Here is a 26,205-nt window from a genome sequence, read left to right on the forward strand (position 1 = left end):
CTCCGGTGCTTGGGGGAAAACAGAGCGGTGATTGTACCGGCTGGGGGTGCATCCACGCATGGCGTGGATCTACCGCAGTCCGGGCATGTGATGCGCCGCCTGTAGAGCCGAGCCCATGCTCGGCTGCTTCAGGCAAGAGCAGCCGAGCATGGGCTCGGCTCTACAAAATCCACCACGCATGGGGTGGGGTTATTGGCGGCGTACCGATTGCACGACCGACAGGCGGCGCAGGCGGCGCATCACTTCGGCCAGGTGGTTGCGGTCGCGCACCTGGATGTTGAACGCCAGCACGGCGGCGTTGAAGTCGCGGTCCAGGTAGTCCACGCGTTCGATGTTGGAATGGCTCTGTGCGATGGCGGCGGCCAGCTGCGCCAGCACGCCGGTGCCGTTCTCCACTTCCACCACCAGCGAGGTGTCGTAGTCGCCGGAGACGGTGGTGTCCCAGCCGATCGGCACCCAGCGCTCGGGCGACTTGCGCAGCTCGGCCAGGTTCGGGCAGTCCATGCGGTGCACCACGATGCCCTTGCCGGCGGTGTGGTAGCCCATGATCTCGTCGCCGGGTATCGGCTGGCAGCAGCCGGCGAAGGTCACCACGCCACGCTCGCTGCCGTTGATCAGGATCTTCTCCTGCGAGTGGTGGCGCGAATGCGGGCCGCCACGCAGTTCGGCGTAGGCCATCAGCGCCTGCGCGGCCTGGGTCGGCATCCAGTTGCCCAGTGCGACCTCGGCCAGCAGCGCTTCCAGGCGCGGGAAGCGGTGTTCGGCCAGGAACGCATCCAAGCGGCCTTTCGGCAGGCGCTCCAGCGACGAGTCCATCGCTTCCAGCGCGCGGTCGAGCATGCGATGGCCGAGCTGCACGGCATCTTCGTGCTCCAGCTGCTTGAGCTGGTGGCGGATGGCGGTGCGTGCCTTGCTGGTCACCACGAATTCCAGCCACTGCGGTTTCGGCGTGGCCGAGCGCGCGGTGATGATCTCCACCGACTGGCCCGACACCAGCTTGGTGCGCAGCGGCACCAGTTTCTTGTCCACGCGCGAGGCCACCGCCATGTTGCCCACGTCGGTATGCACGGCGTAGGCAAAATCAAGCGCGGTGGAGTTGCGCGGCAGGGCCAGGATCTTGCCCTTCGGGGTGAACAGGTAGACCTCGTCCGGGAACAGGTCGACCTTGACGTTGTCGAGGAATTCCAGCGAGGAACCGGCGGCGCGCTGCGAGTCGATCAGCTCGACGATCCAGGCGTGGGCACGGCTCTGTGCGCTGTTGGGCGAATCACCACCGAACTTGTAGGTCCAGTGCGCGGCCACGCCGCGTTCGGCGATCAGGTCCATTTCCTCGGTGCGGATCTGCACCTCGATCGGCGAGCCATACGGCCCGAACAGCACGGTATGCAGCGACTGGTAACCGTTGGCCTTGGGAATGGCGATGAAATCGCGGAAGCGCCCATCCAGCGGCTTGAAGGTGGCGTGCACCGAGCCCAGCGCGTGGTAGCAGCTGGGCACGCTGCGCACGACCAGGCGGAAGCCGAACACATCCATCACCTGGTCGAAGGATTTGTTCTCGTCGCGCATCTTGTTGTAGATGCTCCACGGGGTCTTGATGCGGCTGATCAGCCGATGCTCGATCCCCTCCTTGGCCAGTCGCTGCGACAGCTGCACTTCCACCTGCGCCATAGCTTCGCGGCGCACCACCGGCTGGCTGCGGATGTGTTTTTCGATGATGGCGTGGCGCCATGGGTAGAGCGCCTTGAACCCCAGGTTCTGCAGCTCGCTCTTGACCAGGCTCATGCCCAGGCGCTGGGCGATGGGCGCGTAGATCTCCAGCGTCTCGCGGGCGATGCGGCCACGCGCTTCGCGGCTCTGCGCGCCCAGCGTGCGCATGTTGTGCAGGCGGTCGGCCAGCTTGATCATGATCACGCGCAGGTCGCGCGACATCGCCAGCAGCATCTTGCGGAAGCTCTCGGCGGCCGCCTCCTGGCGGTCACGGAACTTCAGCTTGTCCAGCTTGGTGACACCGTCGACCAGTTCGGCCACGGCTTCGCCGAACTCGGCGGCCAGCGCCTCGCGGGTCAGCGGGGTGTCTTCGATGGTGTCGTGCAGGATCGCGGCGATCAGCGCTTCCACGTCCAGGCCGAGTTCGGCCAGCACCTGGGCAACGGCCACCGGATGGGTGATATAGGGCTCGCCCGACTTGCGCGTCTGCCCAGCGTGTGCGGAGGCCCCGACTTCCCAGGCACGGCGCAACAGCGGCAGCTGTTCCGGCGGCAGGTAATGGGCGGCGCGTTCAAGCTGGAGGACGTAGTCGGGTACGGCGGCAGCGGGGGCTGCGGCGACCTTGGCAGTGGGGCCTGGGTTCATGCCCGAAGCCTATTCCAGCGCGACGTTTACGGCAAATCCTGAATGCGAAACAGCCCGCACGGGGCGGGCTGTTCGGTGTATCCAACGATTACGTTGATCGATGCGATCAATCGTCGTTCTTGGACATGTCTTCGTCGGCGACCACTTCGGCGGCAGCCCACTCCAGCGCTTCGCGCTCGGCGCGCTCACGCTCGGCCTTCTCGACTTCGTCGATCAGGGCGTTGTCGATCTTGCGGGCGGCGATTTCGCGCAGCGCCAGCACGGTCGGCTTGTCCTCGGTCTCGCTGTTGTCCAGCGTGGCCTGCACGCCGTTGGCGAGCTGGCGGGCACGCTTGGACGCCATCATGACCAGTTCGAAACGGTTGTTAACGACTTCCAGGCAATCTTCTACGGTGATGCGGGCCATACGGGCTCCCGGCGACCGGTCGGCCGCTCAGTCGAATGAGGGAAAGGGGACGGAGTGTACTGGCAGGGGCTGGACAAAATCAAGCCAACCCCTACCCGATTCTTTTGGAATCAGTCAGTTGCACCCGGATCGGGGGTCAGCAGCGCCTGGATCAGGCCGGCGTGGCGGACCTTCTGGGCCTCCCGGCGCAGGCGGCTGGCAGTGAAGATGGCGCACAGCTCGTCCACGGCAGTGTCGAACACCTCGTTGACGATGACGTAGTCGAACTCGTTGAAGTGCAGCATTTCATCGCGGGCTGCCCCGAGCCGCTGGGCGATGACCGCTTCGCTGTCCTGGCCGCGCTTGCGCATGCGGTCCTGCAGGGCCTGCTTGGACGGCGGCAGGATGAACACGGTGACCGTGCCCGGCACCAGCTGCCGCACCTGCTGCGCGCCCTGCCAGTCGATCTCCAGCAGCACGTCCTGGCCGGCGGCCAACTGCGGTTCCACCGACTGCCGGGCCGTACCCTTCCAGTCGCCGTGCACCCAGGCGTGTTCGAAGAAGTCGCCCGCGGCGATCATCTGCTCGAACTTCTCGGCACTGACGAAGTGGTAGTGCTGGCCGTTCACCTCACCGGGGCGCATCGCGCGCGAGGTGAAGGAAATCGACAGGGCGATCTGCGGGTCACGCGCCAGGGTGGCATTGACGATGCTGCTCTTGCCGGCGCCGGAGGGGGCGGCCACGATGTACAGCGTGCCGCGCGCAACGGCGTCCGACGGCTTCGACGGGGCGCTCATGCGCGGAACCCAATTGGTTGATTTCGCAAAATTTTTCCTCGGTGTTCCAGGTCCGGCGCGGAGGATCGCGCCAGGACGGCGGGGGCTGCGCGGAACATCCTGGAACCAGGCCCGGCAGACGCTTCCCCAGGGGGCGGGCACGCAACTTTACCAGAGCAGGCCCTTTCCGGGCCCGTCCGGCAGGCGCCGCGCCTTGTGCCACATGGGCATCCGGAGGCCTGTGCTATAACCGGCCCGTACCCAACGACAGCCCGGAGGCCTGCGCCTCCCCGCCATCCCAGGAGAACGGCATGCCATCGATGAGCCGCCGCCAGTTCCTGAAAGTGACCGGGACAACCCTGGTCGGCTCCAGCCTGGCACTGATGGGCTTCGCGCCCGGCATCGCGCTCGCGGAGGTCAGGCAATACAAGCTGACCCGCGCGACCGAGACCCGCAACACCTGTACCTACTGTTCGGTGGCCTGCGGCATCCTGATGTACAGCCTCGGCGATGGCGCCAAGAACGCCGAGCCGAGCATCTTCCACATCGAGGGCGACCCGGACCATCCGGTCAACCGCGGCACGCTGTGCCCGAAGGGTGCCGGCCTGGCCGACATCATCCACAGCAAGTCGCGCCTGCTCTACCCCGAGTACCGCGCGCCGGGCTCGAACGAGTGGAAGCGGCTGAGCTGGGACGATGCGCTGGACCGCATCGCGCGGCTGATGAAGGAAGACCGCGATGCCAACTTCGTGCAGAAGAACGAAGCCGGGCAGACGGTCAACCGCTGGCTGACCACCGGCATGCTGGCGGCCTCGGCCACCAGCAATGAAACCGCGGTACTGACCCACAAGGTCGTCCGCTCCCTTGGCATGCTGGCATTCGACAACCAGGCACGTGTCTGACACGGCCCGACGGTGGCAGGTCTTGCCCCGACGCTAGGCCGTGGTGCGATGACGAATCACTGGGTCGACATCAAGAATGCCGACCTGATCCTGATCATGGGTGGCAATGCCGCCGAGGCGCATCCGTGCGGGTTCAAATGGGTGACCGAGGCCAAGGCGCACAACAAGGCCCGGCTGATCGTGGTCGATCCGCGCTTCAACCGCTCGGCCGCGGTGGCCGATGTGTACGCGCCGATCCGCACCGGTACCGACATCGTGTTCCTGGGCGGCCTGATCAACTACCTGTTGACCGAGGACCGCATCCAGCACGAGTACGTGCTGAACTACACCGACATGTCGTTCCTGGTGAAGGACGAGTTCGCCTTCAAGGACGGCCTGTATTCGGGCTACAACGAAGAGAAGCGCAGCTACGACCGTTCCAGCTGGGACTACGCCTACGGTGACGATGGCTTCGTGCGCAGCGACCCGACGCTGAAGGACCCGCGCTGCGTCTACAACCTGCTGAAACAACACTACGCGCGTTACACCGTGGAGATGGTCGAGCGCATCTGCGGCACGCCGGCCGACAGCATCCGCCAGGTGTGGGACATGATCGCGTCCACCGCCGGCAAGGACAAGGCGATGACCATCCTGTACGCGCTGGGCTGGACGCAGCACTCGATCGGCGCGCAGAACGTGCGTGCCGGCACCATGGTGCAGCTGCTGCTGGGCAACATCGGCGTGGCCGGTGGTGGCATGAACGCGCTGCGCGGGCACTCCAACATCCAGGGCCTGACCGACATCGGCCTGATGTCCGACCTGCTGCCCGGCTACCTGACGCTGCCGAAACAGGATGAGCAGGACTACGAGGCCTACATCGCCAAGCGCACGCAGAAGCCCCTGCGCGCCAACCAGATGTCGTTCTGGCAGAACTACCCGAAGTTCCACGTCAGTCTGATGAAATCGTGGTGGGGCGATGCTGCCACCGCCGACAACAACTGGTGCTTCGATTACCTGCCCAAGCTCGACAAGCCGTACGACATGCTGCAGGCGTACGAGCTGATGAACGAGGGCAAGATCCACGGCTACATCTGCCAGGGCTTCAACCCACTGGCTTCGGCGCCGAACAAGGGCAAGCTGATCAGCGCGTTCTCCAAGCTGAAGTTCATGGTCAGCATGGATCCGCTGGAAACCGAGACCATCGCCTTCTGGCAGAACCACGGCGCACTGAACGACGTCGACCCGAGCACGATCCAGACCGAAGTGTTCCGCCTGCCCACCACCTCCTTCGCCGAGGAGAACGGCGCGGTGGTCAACTCATCGCGCTGGCTGCAGTGGCACTGGAAGGGGGCCAACCCGCCGGGCGAAGCGCGCAGCGACATCGAGATCATGTCCGAGCTGTTCCATCGCATCAAAGCGATGTACGAGAAGGATGGCGGTGCGTGGTGGGAGCCGGTGCGCGACCTGGCCTGGAAGTACGCCAACCCGGAGCTGCCGACGCCGGAAGAACTGGCGATGGAATACAACGGCAAGGCGCTCGTGGACGTGTTCGATCCGAAGGACCCGACCAGGCTGGTGCGCAAGGCCGGCGAGCAGCTGGCCGCGTTTGGCGACCTGCGCGACGACGGCAGCACCGCCTCCGGCTGCTGGATCTACATCGGCGCCTGGGGTCCGACCGGCAACATGATGGCGCGGCGTGACAACAGTGACCCGACCGGCATCGGCAACACCCTGGGCTGGGCCTGGGCCTGGCCGGCCAACCGCCGCGTGATGTACAACCGCGCCTCGTGCGACGTGGCCGGCCAGCCCTTCGATCCGCGCCGCACGCTGCTGGCCTGGAACGGCAAGAACTGGGGCAACGTGGACGTGCCGGACTTCAAGGCCGACGAAGATCCCGCCGGCGGGATGGGCCCGTTCATCATGAACCCGGAAGGCATCGCCCGCTTCTTCGCCAAGGCCGGGATGGCCGAAGGCCCGTTCCCGGAGCACTACGAACCGTTCGATACCCCGCTGCGCAGCAACCCGCTCAGCCCCGGCCAGGCGCTGACGCTGAACAACCCGGCGGCACGCGTGTTCGCCAGCGACCGTGCACAGATCGGTTCGCCGGACGAGTTCCCGCATGTGGCCACCACCTACCGCCTGACCGAGCATTTCCACTTCTGGACCAAGCACGGCAAGTTGAACGCCATCATCCAGCCCGAGCAGTTCGTCGAGATCGGCGCGGCATTGGCCGACGAGCTGGGCATCACCAACGGCAGCCGCGTGCGGGTGAGTTCCAAGCGTGGCCATATCGAAGCCGTTGCGATGGTGACCAAGCGGATCAAGGCCCTGCAGATCGATGGAAAGACCGTGCACCAGGTGGGCGTGCCGATCCACTGGGGCTTCCTCGGTGCGGCCAAGCCCGGATATATCGCCAATACGCTGACCAATGCCATCGGTGACGGCAACTCGCAGACGCCCGAATCGAAGTGCATCCTGGTCAAGGTCGAGAAGGTGTAGGAGAAACGCCATGTCACTGCAATCGCTGGACATCATCCGCCGCTCGGCCACCACCACGCCCTCACCGGAGGCGCGCGGTGCGCACACCGGCCAGGTCGCCAAGCTGATCGATGTGAGCAAGTGCATCGGCTGCAAGGCCTGCCAGGTCGCCTGCATGGAGTGGAACGACCTGCGCGACGAAGTGGGCAGCTGCGTTGGCAGCTATGACAACCCGCCCGATCTGAGCGAACAGTCGTGGACGGTGATGAAGTTCCGCGAGTACGAGGACGAAAAGGGCAAGCTGGAGTGGCTGATCCGCAAGGAAGGCTGCATGCACTGCAGCGACCCGGGCTGCCTGAAGGCCTGCCCCTCGCCCGGCGCGATCATCCAGTATGCCAACGGCATCGTCGACTTCCAGGAAGAGAACTGCATCGGCTGCGGCTACTGCGTGACCGGCTGCCCGTTCGACGTACCGCGCATCTCCAAGAAGGACCACAAGGCCTACAAGTGCACGCTGTGTTCGGACCGGGTGGCGGTCGGCCAGGAGCCGGCCTGTGTGAAGACCTGCCCGACCGGGGCGATCACCTTCGGCAGCAAACAGGCGATGACCGAGCATGCCGCCGGACGCGTGGAAGACCTGAAATCACGGGGTTACGAGAACGCCGGGTTGTACGACCCGCAGGGCGTCGGCGGTACCCATGTGATGTACGTGCTGCAGCACGTGGACAAGCCCGAGCTCTACGCCGACCTGCCCAAGGACCCCCGCATCAGCCCGATGGTGGAAGTCTGGAAGGGCGTAGCCAAGCCGCTGGGCGTGCTGGCGATCGCCGCCACGGCCTTTGCTGGGTTCCTGCATTACATCGGCATCGGCCGCAACACGGTCAATGACGAGGAAGAAGAAGAAGCCGAGCACGAGGCGAAGAAGATCGAAGAGGAGCAGCGGCCATGAAGTACGCCCCGCACCCGCGGCAGATCGTCCGCTACCGCGCGCCGACCCGCATCAATCACTGGATCGTGGCGATCTGCTTCGTGCTGACCGCGCTGTCCGGGCTGGCGTTGTTCCACCCTGCCCTGTTCCCGTTGACCCAGCTGTTCGGTGGCGGCCCGTGGACGCGCATCCTGCATCCGTTCATCGGCCTGGCCATGGTGGTGGGCTTTGCGCTGCTGGCGTTGCGCATGTGGCGCGACAACCTGCCGACCGCCGATGACCGCGCGTGGATGCGTGGCATGCGCGATGTACTGCGCAACGAGGATGAAAAGCTGCCGCCGGTCGGTCGCTTCAATGCCGGCCAGAAGCTGCTGTTCTGGGCCATCATCGGCTGCCTGTCGGCACTGCTGCTGACCGGCTTCGTGATCTGGCGGCAGTATTTCAGTCATTTCTTCCCGATCGGAGTGATCCGCTTCTCGGTGCTGGCCCATGCGCTGTTCGGCTGGGTGCTGGTCTGCGCGATCGTGGTGCACATCTATGCGGCGCTCTGGATCAAGGGATCGGTGCGGGCGATGACCCAGGGCAAGGTGACCTATGGGTGGGCGTACAAGCATCACCGTCAGTGGTTCCGCGACATCCTGCGCGGGCGCCGGGAACAGGGGTAGCCGCAGGGCCTGCGGCCCTGCACCCGCAGAATCAACGTCAAGAGCGGGCCTTCTGAGGGGTGGCGGGGTGGGCCCGGTTGCGGGGGACGCTGCAAGTACCCCTCCGGGGCCCGGCCCAGCCGCTGGCGGCTGTGCGTTCGGGCGCTTGCGAAGCAGTGCTTCGCAAGCAAAGCGCCCTCACCCATGTAAGCTCGGTCGCCGCATGCGGCTCACGCCCCCGCAACCGACCCCACCCCGCCTTCGACAGTTGGCCGCGATCTGTCGGTGGGTGCCGACCGTTGGTCGGCACTGATCGAATCCCGACCAACGCTCGGGATCCACTTTCAACAACCGATGGGGTCAGATCCGTTTTTCTTTGGAAAACGGATCTGACCCCAACCATTTCAGATGGCCGGCAACACGCTGGACGCCAGCGCCGACAACAGCGACGATGGAGCCTGGTTCTTCTGGCTGGCCCTGCATGGCGCAACGCATCCTTGAACCCGGTGAGATCGAGACGCTCGCCTCGCGCGATGTGCCGCGCATCATCCTGCCTGATACCGAGTCACTGTTTGCTACGCGCGCGGCACGCCTGCGCAGCCTCGCCGCGCACAGTGCCATCGGCGGCTACCTGCAGCTGCTGGCGGCGCTGGCCGATGCACAGCAGGCGCTGCTGGAGGATCTGACACCGCAGCAACGCGAGGACCTGCAGGCACAGGCGCGTGCACAGCAGCCGAGCGCGGCGGCCGGCGCCGGCATGCCATTGCGGCCGGCCAACTCGCTGCAACTGGATGGGCGCTGGCGCGACTGGCTGCGCACGCTGTGCCAGCACTGTGCCGACGAAACGGGCCTACCGCTGGAAACCCGGCGGGAGCTGCAACGCGTCGCGGCTGCTGATGATGCGTGGCTGGATGCACAGGCGCATGCGGTGCTGGAACGCGATGACGCGCCCTCGGTCGACGCCGTCGCTGCGCTGCTGGTGATGAACGCGCTGCAGGTGTACTGGGCGGTGCTCGCCGCCAGCTTCCATCCGACCGACCTGAAGCCGCTGGCCGATGCACCAGGGCTGTGCCCGCTCTGTGGCACGCTGCCGGTGGCCAGCGTGGTGCAGGCGCGCCCGCCCTACGCCGCCTATCGCTACCTGTCGTGCTCGCTGTGTGCCTGCCAGTGGCATTACGTGCGCGTGCAGTGCAGCCAGTGCGGCGCCGCAGGCAAGGACATTGCCTATCGCGCCCTGGCCGATGTGGACGGTGACCGCGGCGAGGCGGTGCGCGAGAGTGCGGTGCGCGCCGAGACCTGCGACCACTGCCACAGCTATCGCAAGATCCTGTACCTGGAGAAAGATCCGTCACTGGAGCCGGTGGCCGATGACCTCGGCACGCTGGCGCTGGACCTGCTGCTGGCCGAGGAAGGCTATGCGCGCGCCAGCCAGAACCCGCTGCTGTGGCAATCCGACGGCGACTGACCTATGCCACGCGCGCACGCCACACCGGCATCGGCCGCCGCCCTGCCTTCGCTGGACCGGCTGCTGCGCCTGCCTGCGTTGTCGGCCATGATCGAACGCCACGGCCGCAGCCGCATCACCCAACTGCTGCGCGCACACCTGCAGGAACTACGCGACCGTATCAGCGCCGCGCAGCTCTCGGCCGAACGCCTCGAACAGGCCATCAACGGCCCGTCGCTGGTCGCGGCGCTCGACGCCGCACTGGCGGCCGATGCACGGCTGGACCTGCAGCCGATCTTCAACCTGACCGGCACCGTGCTGCACACCAACCTGGGCCGCGCGCTGTTGCCCGATGCCGCCGTGCAGGCGGTCACCCGCGCAATGACAGCGCCGGTCGATCTGGAATTCGACATCACCCGCGGCCGCCGCGGCGACCGTGATGCACGGGTGCAGGCGCTGGTCTGCGAACTGACGGGCGCCGAAGCCGCCACCGTGGTCAACAACAATGCGGCGGCGGTCCTGCTGCTGCTCAACAGCCTGGCCAACCGCCGCGAGGTGGTCGTCTCGCGCGGCGAACTGGTGGAGATCGGCGGCGCCTTCCGCATTCCCGATGTGATGCGCAGCGCCGGCGCGCGACTGCTGGAAGTGGGCACCACCAACCGTACCCACCCGGCCGACTTCGCCCATGCCATCGGCGCCCGTACCGCGTTGCTGATGGAAGTGCATGCCAGCAACTACGCGATCACCGGTTTCACCGCCAAGGTCGACACTGCGGCAATGGCTGCGATCGCGCACGAGCACGGCCTGCCGCTGGTGGTGGACCTGGGCAGTGGCAGCCTGTGCGACCTGGCGGCCTTCGGCCTGCCCCACGAGCCCACCGTGCAGGAAGCACTGGCGGCCGGCGCCGATCTGGTTTCGTTCAGTGGCGACAAACTGCTGGGCGGCCCCCAGGCCGGGATCATCGCCGGCCGCGCCGACCTGATCGCGCGGATCAACCGCAATCCGCTCAAGCGGGCGCTGCGCATGGACAAGATGGGCCTGGCCGCACTGGAAGCCGTGCTGGCCCTGTACCGCGAACCGGAACTGCTGGCACTGCGGCTGCCGACCCTGCGCAGCCTTTCGCGCCTGCGGGATGCCATCGACGAGCAGGCACACCGCCTGCTGCAGCCGATGCGCGCGTCGCTGGCCGCCGACTATGCGCTTGAACGGGCTTCGATGTACAGCCAGATCGGCAGCGGCGCGCAGCCACAGGCGCAGCTGGCCAGCGCCGGACTGCGCGTTACCAGCGCGCGCCGCGGCGGGCTGGATCGCTTGGCCAAGCGCTTGCGCCAGCTGCCGCGGCCGGTGCTGGGCCGCATTGCCGATGACGCGCTTTGGCTGGACCTGCGCTGCCTGGAACCCACCGACGAAGCCACCTTCCTCGCGCAATGGAGCACGCTGCAGGCATGATCGTCGGCACCGCCGGGCATATCGACCATGGCAAGACCAGCCTGGTGCGCGCGCTGACTGGCATCGAAACCGATCGCCTGCAGGAAGAACGCACGCGCGGCATCTCCATCGAGCTGGGCTATGCCTATGTCCCGGTGGAGAACACAGGCGGCGGCAATGCCGAGGCGACGCTGGGCTTCGTCGATGTGCCGGGCCACGAGCGCTTCGTGCATACGATGGTGGCCGGCGCCACCGGCATCGATGTCGCCCTGCTGGTGATCGCCGCCGACGACGGTGTAATGCCGCAGACCCGCGAGCACCTGGCGATCCTGCAGTTGCTGGGCGTGGATCGCGGTGCAGTCGCCCTGACCAAGATCGACCGCGTGGACGCCGCGCGCATCGCCCGGGTCGAGATCGAGATCGCCGCGCTGCTGGCCGGAACGCCGCTGCAGGATTCCCCCGTATTCGCCTGCAACAGCACCGTACCCGACGATGCTGGCATCAACGCGCTGCGTACCCAGCTGCACGCGTGGGCGTCGGACGACGCCAACACGCGCCAGGCCGAACTGCGCGGCGAGCTGTTCCGCATGCCGGTGGACCGCGTGTTCTCGCTGGCCGGCCACGGCACGCTGGTGACCGGCGCAGTGCACGGCGGCATCGCTGCCGTGGGTGAGCATCTGCAGCTGATGCCGGCCGCCACGGACGTGCGCGTACGCAGCATCCACGCGCAGAACCAGGCCAGCGAACACGCCATGGCCGGGCAGCGCTGCGCGTTGAACCTGGCTGCCATCGCCCGCGACGACATCCACCGTGGCGACTGGATCGCCGACCCGCGCGCCCTGCTGGCGACCCGTCGCGTCGACGTGCGCCTGCGGCTTTCCGCACTGGCCACACCGTTGCACGACTGGGCACCGCTGCACATCCACTGGGGCACGATGCACCGGCAGGCCCATGTGGTGCTGCTGGAGGATGTCGATCATGGCGACGGACAGTTGGTGCAACTGGTGTTCGATGCACCGGTCTGCGCGATGTGCGGTGATCGATTCATCGCCCGTGATTCAGCGGCCATCCGCACGCTGGGTGGTGGCATCGTGCTCGATCCGGACCCACCACAGCGGCGCCGGCGCAGCCCGGCACGGCTCGCCTGGCTGGGCGCACTGGAGCAGCTGGCCACAGGTGCGGGAATCGGCCCACTGTTGCAGCAGGCTTCCTTCGGCATAGCCATGGCCGCCCTGCAACGCTACTGCCGGCGCGCGGCCGACCGGATCGATCTTCCTGCGGGCACGCGGCGCATCGTCACCCGCGAAGACACGGTGGTCATCCTTGCTTCGCACTGGCAGGCGCTTCGCGAACAGGTGATCACGTCGCTGCGCAGCTGGCACGAGCGACGTCCGGACGAGCCCGGTGTTGATAGCAGGCGCCTGCAGCGCAGTACGCTGCCCGCGCTTGCAGCGAGCCTGTGGAATGCCCTGCTGCAGGGCCTGCTGGACGACGGCAGCGTGCAGCGCGTGGGCGCCTGGTGGCGCCTGCCCGGCCATGACCATGCGCCACCGGAACGCGAACGACTTCTGCTCGAACGCGTGCTGCCGCAACTGCACGCCGGTCGCTTCGATCCACCGTGGGTGCGCACGCTGGCCACCGACGCCGGTCTGGCCGAAGACGAGGTCCGCGCCGTACTGCGCCGCGCCACCGCGCGTGGCGAACTGTTCCAGGTAGTGCCGGACCTGTTCTATGCACCGGCCCGCATTGCCGAGCTGGCCGCGATCGTCGCGCAGCTGTCGCAGGCCACCGGCACGGTGGATGCGGCCACCTTCCGCGATGCCATCGGCCTGGGCCGCAAGCGCAGCATCCAGATCTTGGAGTTCTTCAACCGCGTTGGCTACACTCGACGCGTCGGTGACCAGCATCGGCCGCGCGGCGACCTGCAGTGGAACGCAGCCCGCGACTGAGCCCACCGGTGCCGCCGTACTTTCGGAAGGCATGCGCATCCGGGCATGCGGCTGGGCTTCAAACCCAGTAGGGGGCGTCGATCGTTCCCTGGTAGGTTCGACTCCTGCTGCCTTCCGCCATTGGTGTTTCCGCAGGAGATGTCGGCATGGCCACGCACGCGCAGTCCCCCGCCCCTTCAACGGCCGATGCTCCGCAACGACTGACTTCGCTGGCACACGGCGGCGGCTGCGGCTGCAAGATCGCGCCGGGCGTGCTGTCCGAACTGCTGCGTGGCGTGCCAGCGCTTCCGGCACCGGCCGAACTGCTGGTCGGCCGCGAGACCAGCGACGACGCCGCGGTGTACCGCCTCGATGACCGCCAGGCAATCGTCGCCACCACCGATTTCTTCATGCCGATTGTCGACGACCCGTTCGACTTCGGCCGCATCGCCGCCACCAACGCGCTGTCGGACCTGTACGCGATGGGGGCACGACCATTGTTCGCGCTGGCCATCGTCGGCATGCCGATCAACACGCTGCCGCAGGAAACCATCCGCGGCATCCTGCAGGGCGGCGAGCGTGCCTGCGCCGAGGCCGGCATCGTGGTCGCTGGAGGCCACAGCATCGATTCGGTGGAACCCATCTATGGCCTGGCCGCGATCGGCGTGCTTGACCCGCAGCGGCTCAGGCGCAATGCCGATGCCCGCGCCGGCGATGTGCTGGTGCTGGGCAAGCCGTTGGGCGTGGGCGTGTATTCGTCGGCGCTGAAGAAAGAAGTGCTGGACGCCGACGGCTACCAGCAGATGATCGCGTCGACCACCCGCCTGAACACCGTGGGCGTGGCCCTGGCCGCGCTGGACGGTGTGCACGCGATGACCGATGTCACCGGTTTCGGCCTGCTCGGCCACCTGCTGGAAGTGTGTCGCGCCAGTGGTGTCGCTGCGGAGGTGGACAGCGCACAGGTGCCGCTGCTGCCTCAGGCCCTGGAGCTGCTGCAGCGCGGCTGCTTGACCGGCGCGTCCAACCGCAACTGGGCCTCGTATGGTGCGGAGGTGCGTTTCGCCGATGGGTTGCCGGCACACTGGCAGCCGCTGCTGACCGACCCACAGACCAGCGGTGGGCTGCTGGTGTCCTGCGCCCCGGAAGCGGTGGACGCGGTGCTGGCCTGCTTCCACGACGCAGGGTTCGGCCAGGCAGCCGTCGTGGGGCGATTGAGCGCGGGCCTGCCGGGTGTCAGCGTCCGCTGAGACGCTGTAATGAGAAGGGCGCCCGAAGGCGCCCCGGCTGTAATGCTGGATGCAACATCACTCGATGTTCTGCACCTGTTCGCGGATCTGGTCGATCAGCACCTTCAGCTCCACCGCGGCATTGGACGTACGGCTGTCCACCGACTTCGAGCCCAGCGTATTGGCTTCGCGGTTGAACTCCTGCAGCAGGAAGTCCAGGCGACGACCGACCGGCTCGCGCTGCTTGAGCACGCGGCGGATCTCGACAATGTGGCTGCCAAGGCGATCCAGCTCCTCATCCACGTCCAGCTTCTGCAGCCAGAGCACCAGTTCCTGCTCGGCGCGGCCGGGATCGACCGGGTGCGGCAGGTCGGCCAGGCGTGCAGCCAGCTTGGCGCGCTGGCCGTCGCGAATGGCCGGAATCAGCGTGCGCACTTCAGTCGCGATGCGTTCGATGCCGTCCACGCGCTCGCTGATGGCGGCCGACAACTTGCCGCCTTCGCGCTCACGGGCCTCGACGAAGCCGTCCAGCACCTGGTCCAGCAGGGCCAGTGCCTCGGCCTGCAGGGCGGCGGCATCGGTGGCCTCGCCGCGGGTCACGCCGGGCAGCTGCAGCAGCTCGGTGAAGCTGACCTGCAGATTGGGGAAATCCGAGGTCAGCCGGTGCGCCAGGCGGCCCAGCTGGCCCAGCAGGGCCTCGTCCACCTGCAGGTTGGCCGCTGCCTCCGGTGCACGCAGGCGCATCACCAGATCCAGCTTGCCACGGCTCAGGCGCGCGGCGATGCGCTCGCGCAGCTGCGGCTCCAGCGCCCGCAGTTCCTCGGGCAGGCGGGTGCCGACCTCCAGGAAGCGGTGGTTGACCGAGCGCAGCTCGCAGCCCAGCGTGCCCCACGGGGTGACCCGCTCGCCGCCGGCATAGGCGGTCATGCTTCGAATCATGGAATGTGTCCGGTGCGTGCAAAGGGGGAATGGTACCCTAGCGCCCTCACCAGAGCCCCCTTGCCCGCCCCGTGAAGGCCGCGGGCGTGGCGGCGTACTCCCTCGCCATTACGGAACCCGCACCATGTCCGATTCCCGCCCCAGCGGCCGCCAGCCCGACCAGCTCCGCCCGGTCGTCATCCAACGCGGCTTCACCCGCCACGCCGAAGGGTCGGTACTGGTGTGCTTCGGTGAAACCCGTGTGCTGTGCACCGCCAGCGTCGAGAACCGCGTGCCGGGCTTCCTGCGCGGCAAGGGCGAAGGCTGGGTCACCGCCGAGTACGGCATGCTGCCGCGCGCCACCCACAGCCGCAGCGACCGCGAAGCGGCCCGTGGCAAGCAGGGCGGTCGCACGCTGGAGATCCAGCGCCTGATCGGCCGCAGCCTGCGTGCCTGCGTGGACCGCAACGCGCTGGGCGAGCGCACCATCACCCTGGACTGCGACGTGCTGCAGGCCGACGGTGGCACCCGCACCGCCGCCATCACCGGCGCCTACGTGGCCCTGGTCGATGCGGTGAACGTGCTGATGAAGCGTGGCGACATCAAGCGCAACCCGATCCTGGGCGCAGTGGCGGCGGTGTCGGTGGGCGTGTACCGCGGCACCCCGGTGCTGGACCTGGACTACGCCGAAGACAGCGACTGCGACACCGACATGAACGTGGTGATGAACGACGGTGGCGGCTTCATCGAACTGCAGGGCACCGCCGAAGGCCACGCCTTCCGTCGCGATGAACTGGACGCGCTGCTGGGCCTGGCCGAAAAGGGCGTGGCCGAGCTGCTGGCCGCGCAGCAGGCGGCGCTGTCGGCATGAACCGGCGCCTTGCCCTGACCACCCTGGTGGTGGCCGACTATGACGAAGCCATTGCCTGGTACACCGGCAAGCTCGGCTTCACGCTGCTGGAAGACATCGACCAGGGCCACAAGCGCTGGGTGGTGGTCGGCCCGACCGACGGCAGCGCCGCCGCTCTGTTGCTGGCCCGTGCCAGCGACGAGGCGCAGCGCAGCCGCATCGGCAACCAGACCGGTGGCCGCGTCGCCTTCTTCCTCAACACCGACGACTTCCACCGCGACCACGCAGCGATGCTTGCCGCGGGCGTCGAGTTCCTGGAAGCGCCGCGCGAAGAACCCTATGCAACGGTCGCGGTGTTCCGCGATCTGTATGGCAACACCTGGGACCTGCTGGAGCCCCGTCAATGAAGAAACTGGTACTGGCCAGCCACAACGCCGGCAAGCTGGTGGAGATGCAGGAGATCCTCGCCGACCTGCCGCTGCAGATCACCTCGGCCGCCGAACTGGGCCTGGGCGACGTGGAAGAGACCGGCCTGACCTTCGTCGAGAATGCGCTGCTGAAGGCACGCGCGGCCTGCGAAGCGACCGGCCTGCCGGCACTGGCCGATGATTCGGGCCTGATCGTCGATGCACTCGGCGGCGCGCCCGGCCTGTACAGCGCGCGCTATGCCGGCCACCCGACCAACGCGGTGGCCAACAACGCCAAGCTGCTGGACGCGATGGCCGACATTCCCGACGGCCAGCGCAGCGCCCGCTTCTATGCGGTGATCGTGCTGCTGCGCCACGCCACCGACCCGCAGCCGTTGATCTGCGAAGGGCGCTGGGAAGGACAGATCATCCGCGAGCTGCGTGGCACGAATGGTTTTGGCTACAACCCGGTATTCCTGGACACCACCCACGGCCTGACCGCCGCGGAAATGGAGCCGGCACTGAAGAATGCCATCAGCCACCGTGCCATCGCCCTGCAGCAGCTCAAGCAGCAGCTGGCGACGCTGTACTGACGCCGCCTGATCGAACCAGGGAAGCCGGCCAGTGGCCGGCACTACCGAAGAAGCCCATGCCGCACGACCACGACCACTGCAACCACCTGCCCGGCGAAGCCTGCTCCGCTGCCCACGACAGCCCGCCGCGGCTGGTGCCGCCACCGCTGTCGCTGTACGTGCACCTGCCGTGGTGCGTGCGCAAGTGCCCGTACTGCGATTTCAACTCGCACCAGGCCAAGGGTGAGCTGCCGTTCGATGGCTACATCGATGCGCTGCTGCGCGATCTCGACCAGGACCTGCCGCTGGTCTGGGGCCGGGTGGTGCACAGCGTGTTCTTCGGCGGCGGTACGCCCAGCCTGTTCCCGCCGGAAGCGATCGACCGTTTCCTGCAGCAGGCCAGCGCACGCCTGCGCTTCGCGCCCAATGCCGAAATCACCCTGGAAACCAACCCGGGCACCGCCGAGCATGGCCGTTTCGACCGCTACCGCGCGGCCGGGGTGAACCGCCTCAGCTTCGGCATCCAGAGTTTCGACGATGCCATGCTCAAGCGCCTGGGCCGCATCCACGACAGTAGCGAAGCCGAGCGCGCGGTGAAGATGGCGCAGGACGCGGGCTACGACAACTTCAACATCGACCTGATGTACGCGCTGCCGGAACAGACCCTGGCCGGTGCCGAGGCCGATCTGGAACGTGCATTTGCACTGCAACCGGCCCATATCTCGCACTACCAGCTGACCCTGGAACCGAACACGGTGTTCTTCGCGCGTCCGCCGCAGGGCATTCCCGATGAAGACAATGCCTGGGACATGCAGGAGCACTGCCAGTCGCTACTGGCGCAGGCTGGTTTCAGCCAGTACGAAGTCAGCGCCTACGCACGCCCCGGTCGGCAGAGTGCGCACAACCTGAACTACTGGCGCTTCGGTGACTATCTTGGCATCGGTGCTGGCGCGCACGGCAAGATCAGCTCGGGTGCCGAAGAACACGTGCTGCGCCGCTGGAAACTGAAGCACCCGCAGGCCTACCTGGACAGCGCAGGCACCCCGGCCTCGTTCGGTGGCGACGATGTGGTCGCACCCGAGCGCCTGCCGTTTGAGTACATGCTCAACCTGCTGCGCCTGCACGAAGGTTTCGGCCTGCGCGATTTCGAGTCGCGCACCGGGCTGCCGCGCAGCGTGCTGGACGCGCCCCTGGGCGAGGCCGTGCAGCGCGGCTGGCTGGACGTGGCGGATGGCCACGTACAGCCAACCGAGCTGGGCCGCCGATTCACCAACGATGTGGTGAGCCTGTTCCTGGAGGAATAGACCTTCCCGCCGTTAGCGGGTAGTGCCGGGCGCTGGCCCGCACTCCGGTGGAGACAGCGCTGCCGGCCAGTGACCTGCACCATCGCTCATCCGTCGTCCCCCCCCAGCGGACGTGAGACACGTTCACCCTAAAGTAGCGCCGACTGCGGCCGACACGGTAGATTCACAAGATCGATCCGCGGGAATCCGGGTACCGCTCGCCGATGTCAGCTGTCTTTTCCATTACCTCTGCCGACAAAGCCCGCCTGGCCGCCAGCGACCTGCCACCGCGGGTGCGTGAGCTGCTGGGCGCGTTGATCGGCCTGTGCCGGCAGACGCTGGCAGCGCCGCTGATCCTGACCGTCGAAGCGTTGGAGCAGACGTTGCTGCACGACGCGGATCGCGCGCGCAATCCGCAGCTGCAGGCGGAGCTGATGGCCCAGCGCGGCCAGTTGCATGCCTTCTCCGGTCATTTCGCTGACCGCATGCTTGATGCCGTGGCCGATGCGCTGATACGGCTGCGCGAACCCACGGCCCACTTCAGCCCCGGTTCCACGCCGCCGCCGCTGCCCGGCATGCTCGGGCTGTCGCTGGTCGATGAGCATGAAGTGGACCGCGACCTGCTGCTGACCGAGATGGTGCGGCGGGAGACGCTGCGTTCGACCAACACGCTGAACCTGCTGGGCCAACGCCTGGGCGTACTGGCGGCAGCACCGGCCTTCGAGGCCGACACCCTGCCGCTGGCACCGCAGGCACTGTGCGCCATGCTGCGCCGGATTGCCGAACAGGATTCGCTCGCTGTCGACGTTCAGCTGGCGCTGTACCGCAGCTTCGAACGCCAGGTGCTGGAGCGCCTGGGCGACATCCTCGACCGTGCCAATGCCCTGTTGGCCCAGCACGGCGTGCTGCCCGGCCTGGTCTACACCCCCTACCTGGCGCGTTCATCGAGCACCCGGCGGATCATCACCCAGTCGGTGGGCGGTGGTCGCACCACGCAGCCGGCAAAGCGTGCCGCCGCGCCACTGACCGGCTGGAACGGATCGGCACCGGCCGGCTCCTGGTCGAGCCTGGTGCAGGACGCTTTCCAGGATGACAGCACGGCCGGCGCGGCCATGCCGGGCCTGACCACCTCCACGGGCAGCGCGCTGCATGCGCTGCTGCAGCAGGCACGCCATGCCAGCGCAGCACCTGCGGATCGCGATGCAGTGCCGAGCGCAGCCGTGGATGCGGTCCTCGCGCGCCTGCAGGCGCAGTCCAGCGCCGCCACCGGCGTAGCCGACCTGCAGGCGGCCGTGGTGGCGCAACTGCGCAGCGAGCATGGCATGCAGGCCCAGCTGGGCAGCCACGACCGCGACAGCCTCGACCTGCTGCGCATGCTGATGCAGCAGGTGCAGCAGCAGCAGCGTCCGGACCCGGTGCCGGCCGCCCTGCTGGCGCGCCTGCAGGTACCGCTGGCACGTGCGGCAATGGCCGACCCCGGCTTCTTCGTGCGCGACGAGCACCCCGCGCGCGAACTGCTCAACCAGATTGCCGAAGTCGGCGCCAACTGGCTGGGCGACGATGATGTCGACCCGCAGTTGCTGCAGCGCATGGCACAGAGCGTGCAGGGCCTGCTGGGTCAGGATGCGCGGGCGCCGGAGGCCTTCGCCAGCGCGAACGAGGACGTGCAGCAGCATCAGCGCGCCGCAGCGCATCGCGCCGAGTTGGCCGAACGCCGCCATGTCGAAGCTGCACGCGGCAAGGAGCGGCTGGAACTCGCGCGGCGACAGGCCAGTGCACAGATCGACCAGTGCTGCGACGCGCAGCAGCCGCCCCGCTTCGTGCAGACCCTGCTGCGTCAGGCCTGGGCCGATGCCCTCACCCTGACCCGCCTGCGCCACGGCGACGATTCACCGCAGTGGCAGGAACGCCTGCAGCAGACCCAACGCATCGCCGCCATCACCGCGCAACCCGTTGATGCACCCGGCGGCACCGATGCAACGCTTGCTGCCGAGGTCGAGGCCGCCCTGCTGCAGGTCGGCTACCACGCCGAGGAAGCCGCCGCCGTCGCACGCAGGCTGGCCACGCCTGGCGGCGAGGACGAGAGCACCTCGCGTACCGAACTCAGTGCCCGCCTGAAGGCACGCGCGCGCCTGGGCGAGCACGCCGGTACGGCCGCCGGCACGACGCCCGCCACACCGCGCAGCAGTGCCGAGGAAGCCGCTTACCAGCAGCTGTCCTCCCTGCCCTTCGGCAGCTGGTTCGACATCGACACTGGCGATGGCACACTGCGCCGCCAGCGCCTGTCCTGGTACAGCCTGCTGACCGGCCACGCCCTGCTGGTCAATCCACGCGGGCAGAAGATCGCCGATACCGACCTGGATACGCTGGCCCGGCAGATCAGCGCCGGCCAGGCGCAGCTGGTCACTGAGGACAAGGCCCGGCTGGTTGACCGTGCCTGGGAGGCCAGCCTTGGCGCATTGCGTGCACTGGCGGCCGGCCATACGCAGGAGACCTCCGCATGATCACCCAACCGCCGCAGGACACCCGCCGCGCACCGCGCCGCCAGGTCTCGGACCTGGTACCGGTCACCGACCAGATGCGCGAAAGCGTGGTGGGCCGGCTCGGCAATATCTCCGAAACCGGCATGCTGATGCTGGCCAGCGCAACGTTGCGCGAGGATGCGCTGTACCAGTTGCGCTTCCCCTTGCCGCTGGGCGACGGCCGCCACCAGGACATCGACGTGGGCGTGCACCTGCTGTGGAGCGAACCTGCACACGCCCCCGGACAGAGCTGGACCGGCTTCCGGTTCCTCACCCTGTCGCGCGAGCATCGGCAGCTGCTGCGCCAGTGGGTGGGCGAAGACAGCGACGAGGGGCCGGTTTCGACGGCCTGAGTGCCGGTTCCAGCACAGCGGTTTTTCCCGGTATGCGGCAGAATCTAGGGCCGTTTTCCGTGTCGAGCCACCGCAATGCTCCAGCAAGACCCCGGCGCCCTGTATTCCGACCACCTGGCCGTGCTGTGCCGACGTGCCGAACAGGCGCTGGCCCGCGGCGGCTTCGATCACCTGGTGGTGCCCAGCGGCACCCTGCACTACCAGGTGTTCGACGATCGCGACTACCCGTACGCGGTCAATCCGCAGTTCAAGGCCTGGCTGCCGCTGACCCGCGTGCCCAACAGCTGGATCGTGTTCACCCCCGGCAAGCGCCCGGCGGTGATCTTCCACCAGCCCTTCGACTACTGGCACGTGGTGCCGGATGCCCCCAGCGGCTGGTGGGTGGAGCATTTCGACATCCACATCATCCGCAAGCCGGAAGACGCGCTGGCGCTGCTGCCGGCCGATCCATCGCGCTGCGCGATCCTCGGCGAGCCGCAGAGCGCGCTGGGCAGCTACGTGCCGAACAACCCGGCGCCGGTGGTGAACTACCTGGAATGGCACCGCGGCAGCAAGACACCGTATGAGATCGCACTGATGCGCGACGCCCAGGTGCTGGGCGTGCGCGGCCACCGCGCTGCCGAGGCCGCATTCCACAATGGCGCCGACGAGTTCAGCATCCACATGGCGTACTGCCAGGCCGTGGGCCAGGATGCCAACGAACTGCCGTACGGCAACATCGTGGCGTTGAACGAACATGCCGCCGTGCTGCACTACACCGAGCTGGGCCGCAAGGCACCGCAACCGCTGCGCAGCTTCCTGATCGATGCCGGCGCCAGTGCCCACGGCTACGCCAGCGACATCACCCGCACCTACGCCGCGCAGGGCCACGACGAATTTGCGGCGATGATCGCCGCCGTCGACGCTGCCCAGCAGCAGATGTGCGCAGCGGTGCGCCCGGGCTTCGACTACAAGCAGCTGCACGTGGACGCACATCTTTCGCTGATGGGCGTGCTGAAGGACTTCGGCGTGATCAAGGTCTCGCCGCAGACCGCGCTGGAGACCGGCGTCAGCGCCGCGTTCTTCCCGCATGGTATCGGCCACCTGATCGGCCTGCAGGTGCACGACGTGGCCGGTTTCGCGGCCAGCGACGAAGGCGGCCGCATCGAGCGCCCGGCGGGCCACCCGTACCTGCGCCTGACCCGCGTGCTGGAGCCGGGCATGGTGGTGACCATCGAACCGGGCCTGTACTTCATCGACATGCTGTTGAATGAAGTGAAGGACGCTGGCCACGGTGATGCGATCAACTGGGACCGCGTGGACTTCTTCCGTCCGTATGGCGGCATCCGCATCGAAGACGAAGTGCTGTGCACCGACGGCGAAGCGGACAACCTGACGCGGCCGGCGTTTGCGGCGGCCAACGGCTGAGCCCCTCGTGGTTGGCTGCTTGGAGCAATAGCCGCGCTTGGCGGGGCGGGGTGGGTTCGCGGGGGACGCCGTGAATCCATCCCTGGAGGCTTGGCCGCGGCATCCATGCCGCGGACACCCCCGCGAACCCACCCCGCCCCACCTCTGACAGTTTCCGTGTGCGTCCAACCACGGAAGAAAGAAAGAAAAGCAAAAGCGGGTCGCTTGCTGCGCTCGCTCTGTGTCGACCAAGGTCGACACCTACCCGTAGATCCACGCCATGCGTGGATGATTCATTCGATATCTGACAGATGTGCCGACCAACGGTCGGCACCCACCAACAGCCGCGTGAACCTGTCGAAGGCGGGGTACTGTGGGCTTGCGGGGTGTGAGCCGCATGGATGCGGCGACCAAGCCTACAAGGACGTACTTGCGGCGGCCTCGCAAACCCACAGTACCCCGCCATCCCACGGAATGCCGCTGTTGCGGTTGCTGTTGCTGTGGCCTCTGCGGGTGCAGGGCCGCAAGCCCTGCAGAAAAACACCCTACCCCGCCATCACCGCTTCGATCTCATCGGCGCTGCGCGCCAGGCCTTCGGTCAGCACGCGATGGCCGTCATCGGTGATCAGCACATCGTCTTCAGTGCGGATGCCGATACCGCGCCAACGCGGTTCCACCGTCGTGTCGTCCACGCCGATGTACAGCCCCGGCTCGATGGTGAACGCCATGCCAGACTCCAGCAGACGTGAATCACCGGCGAGGCGGTAATCGCCCACATCGTGCACGTCCAATCCGATCCAGTGGCCGGTCTTGTGCCGGTAGAAGCGCTGGTACAGGCCTTCGGACAGATTCTTTTCCAGCGTGCCCTTCAGCAGGCCCAGGCGCAGCAGGCCCTCGGTCAAGGTCTGCACTGCGGCCAGATGGCCGGCCTCGTAGGGCACGCCCGGCTTGGCCTGGGCCAGCGCCGCCGCCTGCGCTTCACCGACCAGGTCGTGCAGCGCGCGCTGCTCGGCACTGAAGCGGCCGTTCACCGGGAAGGTGCGGGTGATGTCGCTGGCGTAGCCGCGGTACTCGGCACCGGCATCGATCAGCACCAGCTCGCCATCGCGCGACCGCGCGTTGTTGTCGCGGTAATGCAGGATGCAGCCGTTGCGGCCGGCACCGACGATGCTGCAATACGCAGGCACCGCATCGCTGGCGCGGAACACGCGTTCCAGCTCGGCCTGCAGTTCATACTCGTGGATGCCGGCCCTGGCGGCCTTCATCGCCGCCAGATGCGCACGCACGCTGATCTGTGCGGCGTGGTGCATCAGTGCCACTTCGGCGCCGGATTTGAACAGGCGCTGCTCGTGCAGCAGGTGGCCCAGCTCCAGGAACTCATGGGGCGGCTGCGCACCGTGGCGTACCTGCGAACGCACGCGGTTGACCCAGCCGATCAGCTTCAGATCGAAGTCGGCGTCGCGGCCGAAGTGGTAGTAGACGCGCGAGCGCCCTTCCAACAGGCCCGGCAGGATGTCGTCCAGATCATCGATCGGGTAGGCATCGTCCATGCCGTACTGCGCTACCGCGCCTTCCTGGCCGGCGCGGCTGCCGTCCCATGCCTCGCGCTCGGCATCGCGCTCGCGGCAGAACAGGATGGCCTCGCCGTGGCGGCGGCCCGGAATCAGCACCAGCACCGCTTCCGGTTCCGGGAAGCCGGTCAGGTACTGGAAATCCGAATCCTGGCGGAACGGATAATGGGTATCGAGGCTGCGCACCTTCTCGGCTGCGGCCGGCAGCACCAGGATCGCGTCCTCGCCAGCCATGTCCATCAGCTGGCGGCGGCGACGCTTGTATTCGCCGGCCGCGATGCCGGTACGCTGCTTGATATCCATCAGTTCAGGCGCTGCCGATGGCGCGCGGCCAGCACCACGTCGCCGTGCAGCAGCAGCACCGCCACGCGGATGAACTCCTCGATCTCCGACAGGGCTTCGTCGTCGTCATCGCCGCCGGCCTCGAAATCCTCACTGGACGCACGTGCCAGGCTGGCCATGTCGGTCAGCGCTTCTTCGCCCTCTTCGGACAGGGCCGGGCGGCGGCCGCCACTGCCCAGGCCGAAGCCGCCCAGGAACGAGCGGGTCCAGCTGAACATGGCATCGGCCTGCGCGGACACGTCGTCGCTGTCGGCGAGCAGCAGTTCGAAGGCGAAGTCACGGTCTTCCAGCTGCTTGATGGTGGCCTGCAGCAGCTGCCCCAGCACGCTGTCGGCGGCCACCGGCGGCAGGGTGTCGTCGGCCAGCACGCGCGCCGGCCAATCGTTGCCGGGGGCGCCGCCGGCGGCCAGCCAGCCGCACAGCGCGCCGTGCAGCTCGGCAGCGGTAGCGCCCAGGCCCAGCGCCTGGCTGGCGCGGGTAACGTCGTCGACGGAGGGAAGTTCGGTCATCGTGCGGCTCGTTCGGAATAAGAAAACCCGGGGTGCGCACGCGCGCGCCCGTCAGACCCCGTAGTGTAGCAACCCTGCGGCATCCTCTCGTGGCCGTCCGGCCTTGCTGCGACAGCGCTTGACCGCCCTCACCCGGCTTGCCTATCGTGCCCGCATGGAACCCGCCGATCCCCTTGCCCAGCTGCAGGACTTTGCCGCCCGCGTGGACGCGTTGCTTGAACGCAACCAGCGTCTGGCCGAGGAGAACCGCAGCCTGCGCCACCAGCAGGAACAGCTGGTGGCCGAGCGCTCGACGCTGTTGGCCAAGAACGAGCAGGCACGCTCGCGGGTGGAAGCGATGATCAGCCGGCTCAAATCCCTGGAGCAGCACACATGAGCGCCGAACCGGTCAGTGTCCGCATCCTCGATCGTGAATACACCGTGGGCGTCGGCGGCGATGAGCGCGACAGCCTGATGGCCGCCGCACGCCTGCTCGATGCGCGCATGCGCGAGATCCGCGGCAGCAACCGCATGGCCGCCGTCGACCGCGTCGCCGTGCTGGCCGCGCTGAACCTGGCCCACGAACTGCAGCTGCTGCGCGACGAGAACGCCCGCCAGGCCGTGGCGCTGCAGCAGACGCTGGCCGACCTGAACCGGCGCCTGGACCGCGCGATCGACGGCGGCGCCTGAAGACCGTGCACAACGCGTCTTCTCATATCTGAATTGGCACGGACTGTTGCCGACGAACGGCCTATCCAGATCCTGCGTGCTGGCTATAATGGCCACGCGTTCTCTGCGGTACTCGACGGCATGTGCAAACATTCGCCTTGTCCCTTAAGAACGACACCGGGAGCGCGACAGCGCCGGGAGTGCAGGTCCGCCTTGTAGCGGGAAGCCCGATGGTTCTCCAGCGTTCCCACTTGAGCCCCCGGGTTCAAGGTCGTTTCGCATGCATCGACATTGCGGAGAATGCAATATTCCAGCAAGGGCGGCGTCTTCGGGCGTCGCCCTTGTTCTTTCCGGCACAATGACGGCTGATCCTT

22 protein-coding genes, 1 tRNA gene and 1 other RNA gene are annotated in these 26,205 nt (G+C 67.4%); 18 read left to right on the plus strand and 6 right to left on the minus strand.

Going from position 1 to position 26,205, the window contains the following annotated elements; genetic code table 11:
* Positions 1 to 189 precede the first annotated feature (189 nt).
* The 3 genes from ACSDHM_RS14865 to gmk form a co-directional block, all read right to left on the minus strand.
* Positions 190 to 2,352: a RelA/SpoT family protein gene (locus tag ACSDHM_RS14865; protein WP_005410876.1), complete on the minus strand. Its 2,163-nt coding sequence runs from the start codon at positions 2,350 to 2,352 to the stop codon at positions 190 to 192.
* A gap of 106 nt (positions 2,353 to 2,458) precedes the next feature.
* A complete protein-coding gene (rpoZ, locus tag ACSDHM_RS14870) occupies positions 2,459 to 2,758 on the minus strand; it encodes a DNA-directed RNA polymerase subunit omega (RefSeq protein WP_005410877.1) in 300 nt (99 codons plus the stop codon).
* A gap of 110 nt (positions 2,759 to 2,868) precedes the next feature.
* Positions 2,869 to 3,534, minus strand: a complete 666-nt coding sequence (gmk, locus tag ACSDHM_RS14875) for a guanylate kinase (RefSeq protein ID WP_005410878.1) — start codon at positions 3,532 to 3,534, stop codon at positions 2,869 to 2,871.
* Between the two features lie 290 nt (positions 3,535 to 3,824).
* Between gmk and fdnG the strand changes: the two genes are divergently transcribed.
* The 8 genes from fdnG to selD all read left to right on the plus strand — a co-directional run bounded on the left by fdnG (position 3,825) and on the right by selD (position 14,491).
* On the plus strand, positions 3,825 to 6,893 hold the full coding sequence (gene fdnG / locus ACSDHM_RS14880) for a formate dehydrogenase-N subunit alpha (protein WP_141653593.1): 3,069 nt from the start codon (positions 3,825 to 3,827) through the stop codon (positions 6,891 to 6,893).
* Between the two features lie 10 nt (positions 6,894 to 6,903).
* The gene (gene fdxH / locus ACSDHM_RS14885) at positions 6,904 to 7,821 is read left to right on the plus strand and encodes a formate dehydrogenase subunit beta (protein ID WP_012481154.1); all 918 of its coding nucleotides are present in this window, start codon (positions 6,904 to 6,906) and stop codon (positions 7,819 to 7,821) included.
* The gene (locus tag ACSDHM_RS14890; protein WP_061480581.1) at positions 7,818 to 8,465 is read left to right on the plus strand and encodes a formate dehydrogenase subunit gamma; all 648 of its coding nucleotides are present in this window, start codon (positions 7,818 to 7,820) and stop codon (positions 8,463 to 8,465) included. The genes fdxH and ACSDHM_RS14890 overlap by 4 nt, the downstream gene beginning before the upstream one ends.
* Before the next feature lie 460 nt (positions 8,466 to 8,925).
* A complete protein-coding gene (gene fdhE, locus ACSDHM_RS14895) occupies positions 8,926 to 9,909 on the plus strand; it encodes a formate dehydrogenase accessory protein FdhE (RefSeq protein ID WP_111008432.1) in 984 nt (327 codons plus the stop codon).
* A 3-nt stretch (positions 9,910 to 9,912) separates the two neighbouring features.
* Positions 9,913 to 11,337: an L-seryl-tRNA(Sec) selenium transferase gene (gene selA / locus ACSDHM_RS14900; RefSeq protein WP_111008431.1), complete on the plus strand. Its 1,425-nt coding sequence runs from the start codon at positions 9,913 to 9,915 to the stop codon at positions 11,335 to 11,337.
* On the plus strand, positions 11,334 to 13,265 hold the full coding sequence (gene selB / locus ACSDHM_RS14905) for a selenocysteine-specific translation elongation factor (RefSeq protein ID WP_439426357.1): 1,932 nt from the start codon (positions 11,334 to 11,336) through the stop codon (positions 13,263 to 13,265). The genes selA and selB overlap by 4 nt, the downstream gene beginning before the upstream one ends.
* 24 nt (positions 13,266 to 13,289) lie before the next feature.
* Positions 13,290 to 13,385, plus strand: a tRNA-Sec gene (locus tag ACSDHM_RS14910).
* A gap of 26 nt (positions 13,386 to 13,411) precedes the next feature.
* A complete protein-coding gene (selD, locus tag ACSDHM_RS14915; protein WP_439426358.1) occupies positions 13,412 to 14,491 on the plus strand; it encodes a selenide, water dikinase SelD in 1,080 nt (359 codons plus the stop codon).
* Between the two features lie 57 nt (positions 14,492 to 14,548).
* Here selD and ACSDHM_RS14920 read toward each other — a convergent pair whose 3' ends face one another.
* Positions 14,549 to 15,409 carry a YicC/YloC family endoribonuclease gene (locus ACSDHM_RS14920; protein WP_072168451.1) on the minus strand — a complete coding sequence of 287 codons (861 nt, stop codon included), beginning with the start codon at positions 15,407 to 15,409 and terminating at the stop codon, positions 14,549 to 14,551.
* A 124-nt stretch (positions 15,410 to 15,533) separates the two neighbouring features.
* Between ACSDHM_RS14920 and rph the strand changes: the two genes are divergently transcribed.
* The 7 genes from rph (at position 15,534) to pepQ (ending at position 22,782) form a co-directional block, all read left to right on the plus strand.
* Positions 15,534 to 16,259, plus strand: coding sequence for a ribonuclease PH (gene rph / locus ACSDHM_RS14925; RefSeq protein ID WP_111008428.1), 726 nt, complete (start codon positions 15,534 to 15,536; stop codon positions 16,257 to 16,259).
* On the plus strand, positions 16,256 to 16,645 hold the full coding sequence (locus ACSDHM_RS14930) for a VOC family protein (RefSeq protein WP_061480722.1): 390 nt from the start codon (positions 16,256 to 16,258) through the stop codon (positions 16,643 to 16,645). The genes rph and ACSDHM_RS14930 overlap by 4 nt, the downstream gene beginning before the upstream one ends.
* Positions 16,642 to 17,238 (plus strand): RdgB/HAM1 family non-canonical purine NTP pyrophosphatase, encoded by a 597-nt coding sequence (gene rdgB / locus ACSDHM_RS14935; RefSeq protein ID WP_439426359.1) that lies wholly within the window; start codon positions 16,642 to 16,644, stop codon positions 17,236 to 17,238. Before ACSDHM_RS14930 ends, rdgB begins: the two co-directional genes overlap by 4 nt.
* A 56-nt stretch (positions 17,239 to 17,294) precedes the next feature.
* A complete protein-coding gene (hemW, locus tag ACSDHM_RS14940; RefSeq protein WP_088497270.1) occupies positions 17,295 to 18,521 on the plus strand; it encodes a radical SAM family heme chaperone HemW in 1,227 nt (408 codons plus the stop codon).
* Positions 18,522 to 18,724: 203 nt separating this feature from the next.
* Positions 18,725 to 21,004: a DUF1631 family protein gene (locus ACSDHM_RS14945; RefSeq protein ID WP_414607409.1), complete on the plus strand. Its 2,280-nt coding sequence runs from the start codon at positions 18,725 to 18,727 to the stop codon at positions 21,002 to 21,004.
* Complete coding sequence (locus ACSDHM_RS14950; RefSeq protein WP_072168447.1) at positions 21,001 to 21,375, plus strand: PilZ domain-containing protein; 375 nt, start codon at positions 21,001 to 21,003, stop codon at positions 21,373 to 21,375. Before ACSDHM_RS14945 ends, ACSDHM_RS14950 begins: the two co-directional genes overlap by 4 nt.
* A 75-nt stretch (positions 21,376 to 21,450) precedes the next feature.
* Positions 21,451 to 22,782 (plus strand): Xaa-Pro dipeptidase, encoded by a 1,332-nt coding sequence (gene pepQ, locus ACSDHM_RS14955; protein ID WP_353761400.1) that lies wholly within the window; start codon positions 21,451 to 21,453, stop codon positions 22,780 to 22,782.
* A 524-nt stretch (positions 22,783 to 23,306) separates the two neighbouring features.
* Here pepQ and ACSDHM_RS14960 read toward each other — a convergent pair.
* On the minus strand, positions 23,307 to 24,629 hold the full coding sequence (locus ACSDHM_RS14960; RefSeq protein WP_111174779.1) for an aminopeptidase P N-terminal domain-containing protein: 1,323 nt from the start codon (positions 24,627 to 24,629) through the stop codon (positions 23,307 to 23,309).
* A gap of 5 nt (positions 24,630 to 24,634) precedes the next feature.
* On the minus strand, positions 24,635 to 25,183 hold the full coding sequence (locus ACSDHM_RS14965; protein ID WP_005418994.1) for a UPF0149 family protein: 549 nt from the start codon (positions 25,181 to 25,183) through the stop codon (positions 24,635 to 24,637).
* A 154-nt stretch (positions 25,184 to 25,337) separates the two neighbouring features.
* Here ACSDHM_RS14965 and ACSDHM_RS14970 point away from each other — a divergent pair, with 154 nt between their 5' ends.
* From ACSDHM_RS14970 to ssrS, 3 genes are all read left to right on the plus strand, one after another.
* Positions 25,338 to 25,559 carry a TIGR02449 family protein gene (locus ACSDHM_RS14970; RefSeq protein WP_005418996.1) on the plus strand — a complete coding sequence of 74 codons (222 nt, stop codon included), beginning with the start codon at positions 25,338 to 25,340 and terminating at the stop codon, positions 25,557 to 25,559.
* Positions 25,556 to 25,852 (plus strand): cell division protein ZapA, encoded by a 297-nt coding sequence (locus tag ACSDHM_RS14975; RefSeq protein ID WP_006467013.1) that lies wholly within the window; start codon positions 25,556 to 25,558, stop codon positions 25,850 to 25,852. Before ACSDHM_RS14970 ends, ACSDHM_RS14975 begins: the two co-directional genes overlap by 4 nt.
* A 97-nt stretch (positions 25,853 to 25,949) precedes the next feature.
* Positions 25,950 to 26,135: non-coding RNA, 6S RNA (gene ssrS, locus ACSDHM_RS14980), on the plus strand.
* Positions 26,136 to 26,205 lie beyond the last annotated feature (70 nt).

This window comes from Stenotrophomonas sp. T8, from assembly GCF_051853085.1.
GTDB lineage: Bacteria > Pseudomonadota > Gammaproteobacteria > Xanthomonadales > Xanthomonadaceae > Stenotrophomonas > Stenotrophomonas sepilia.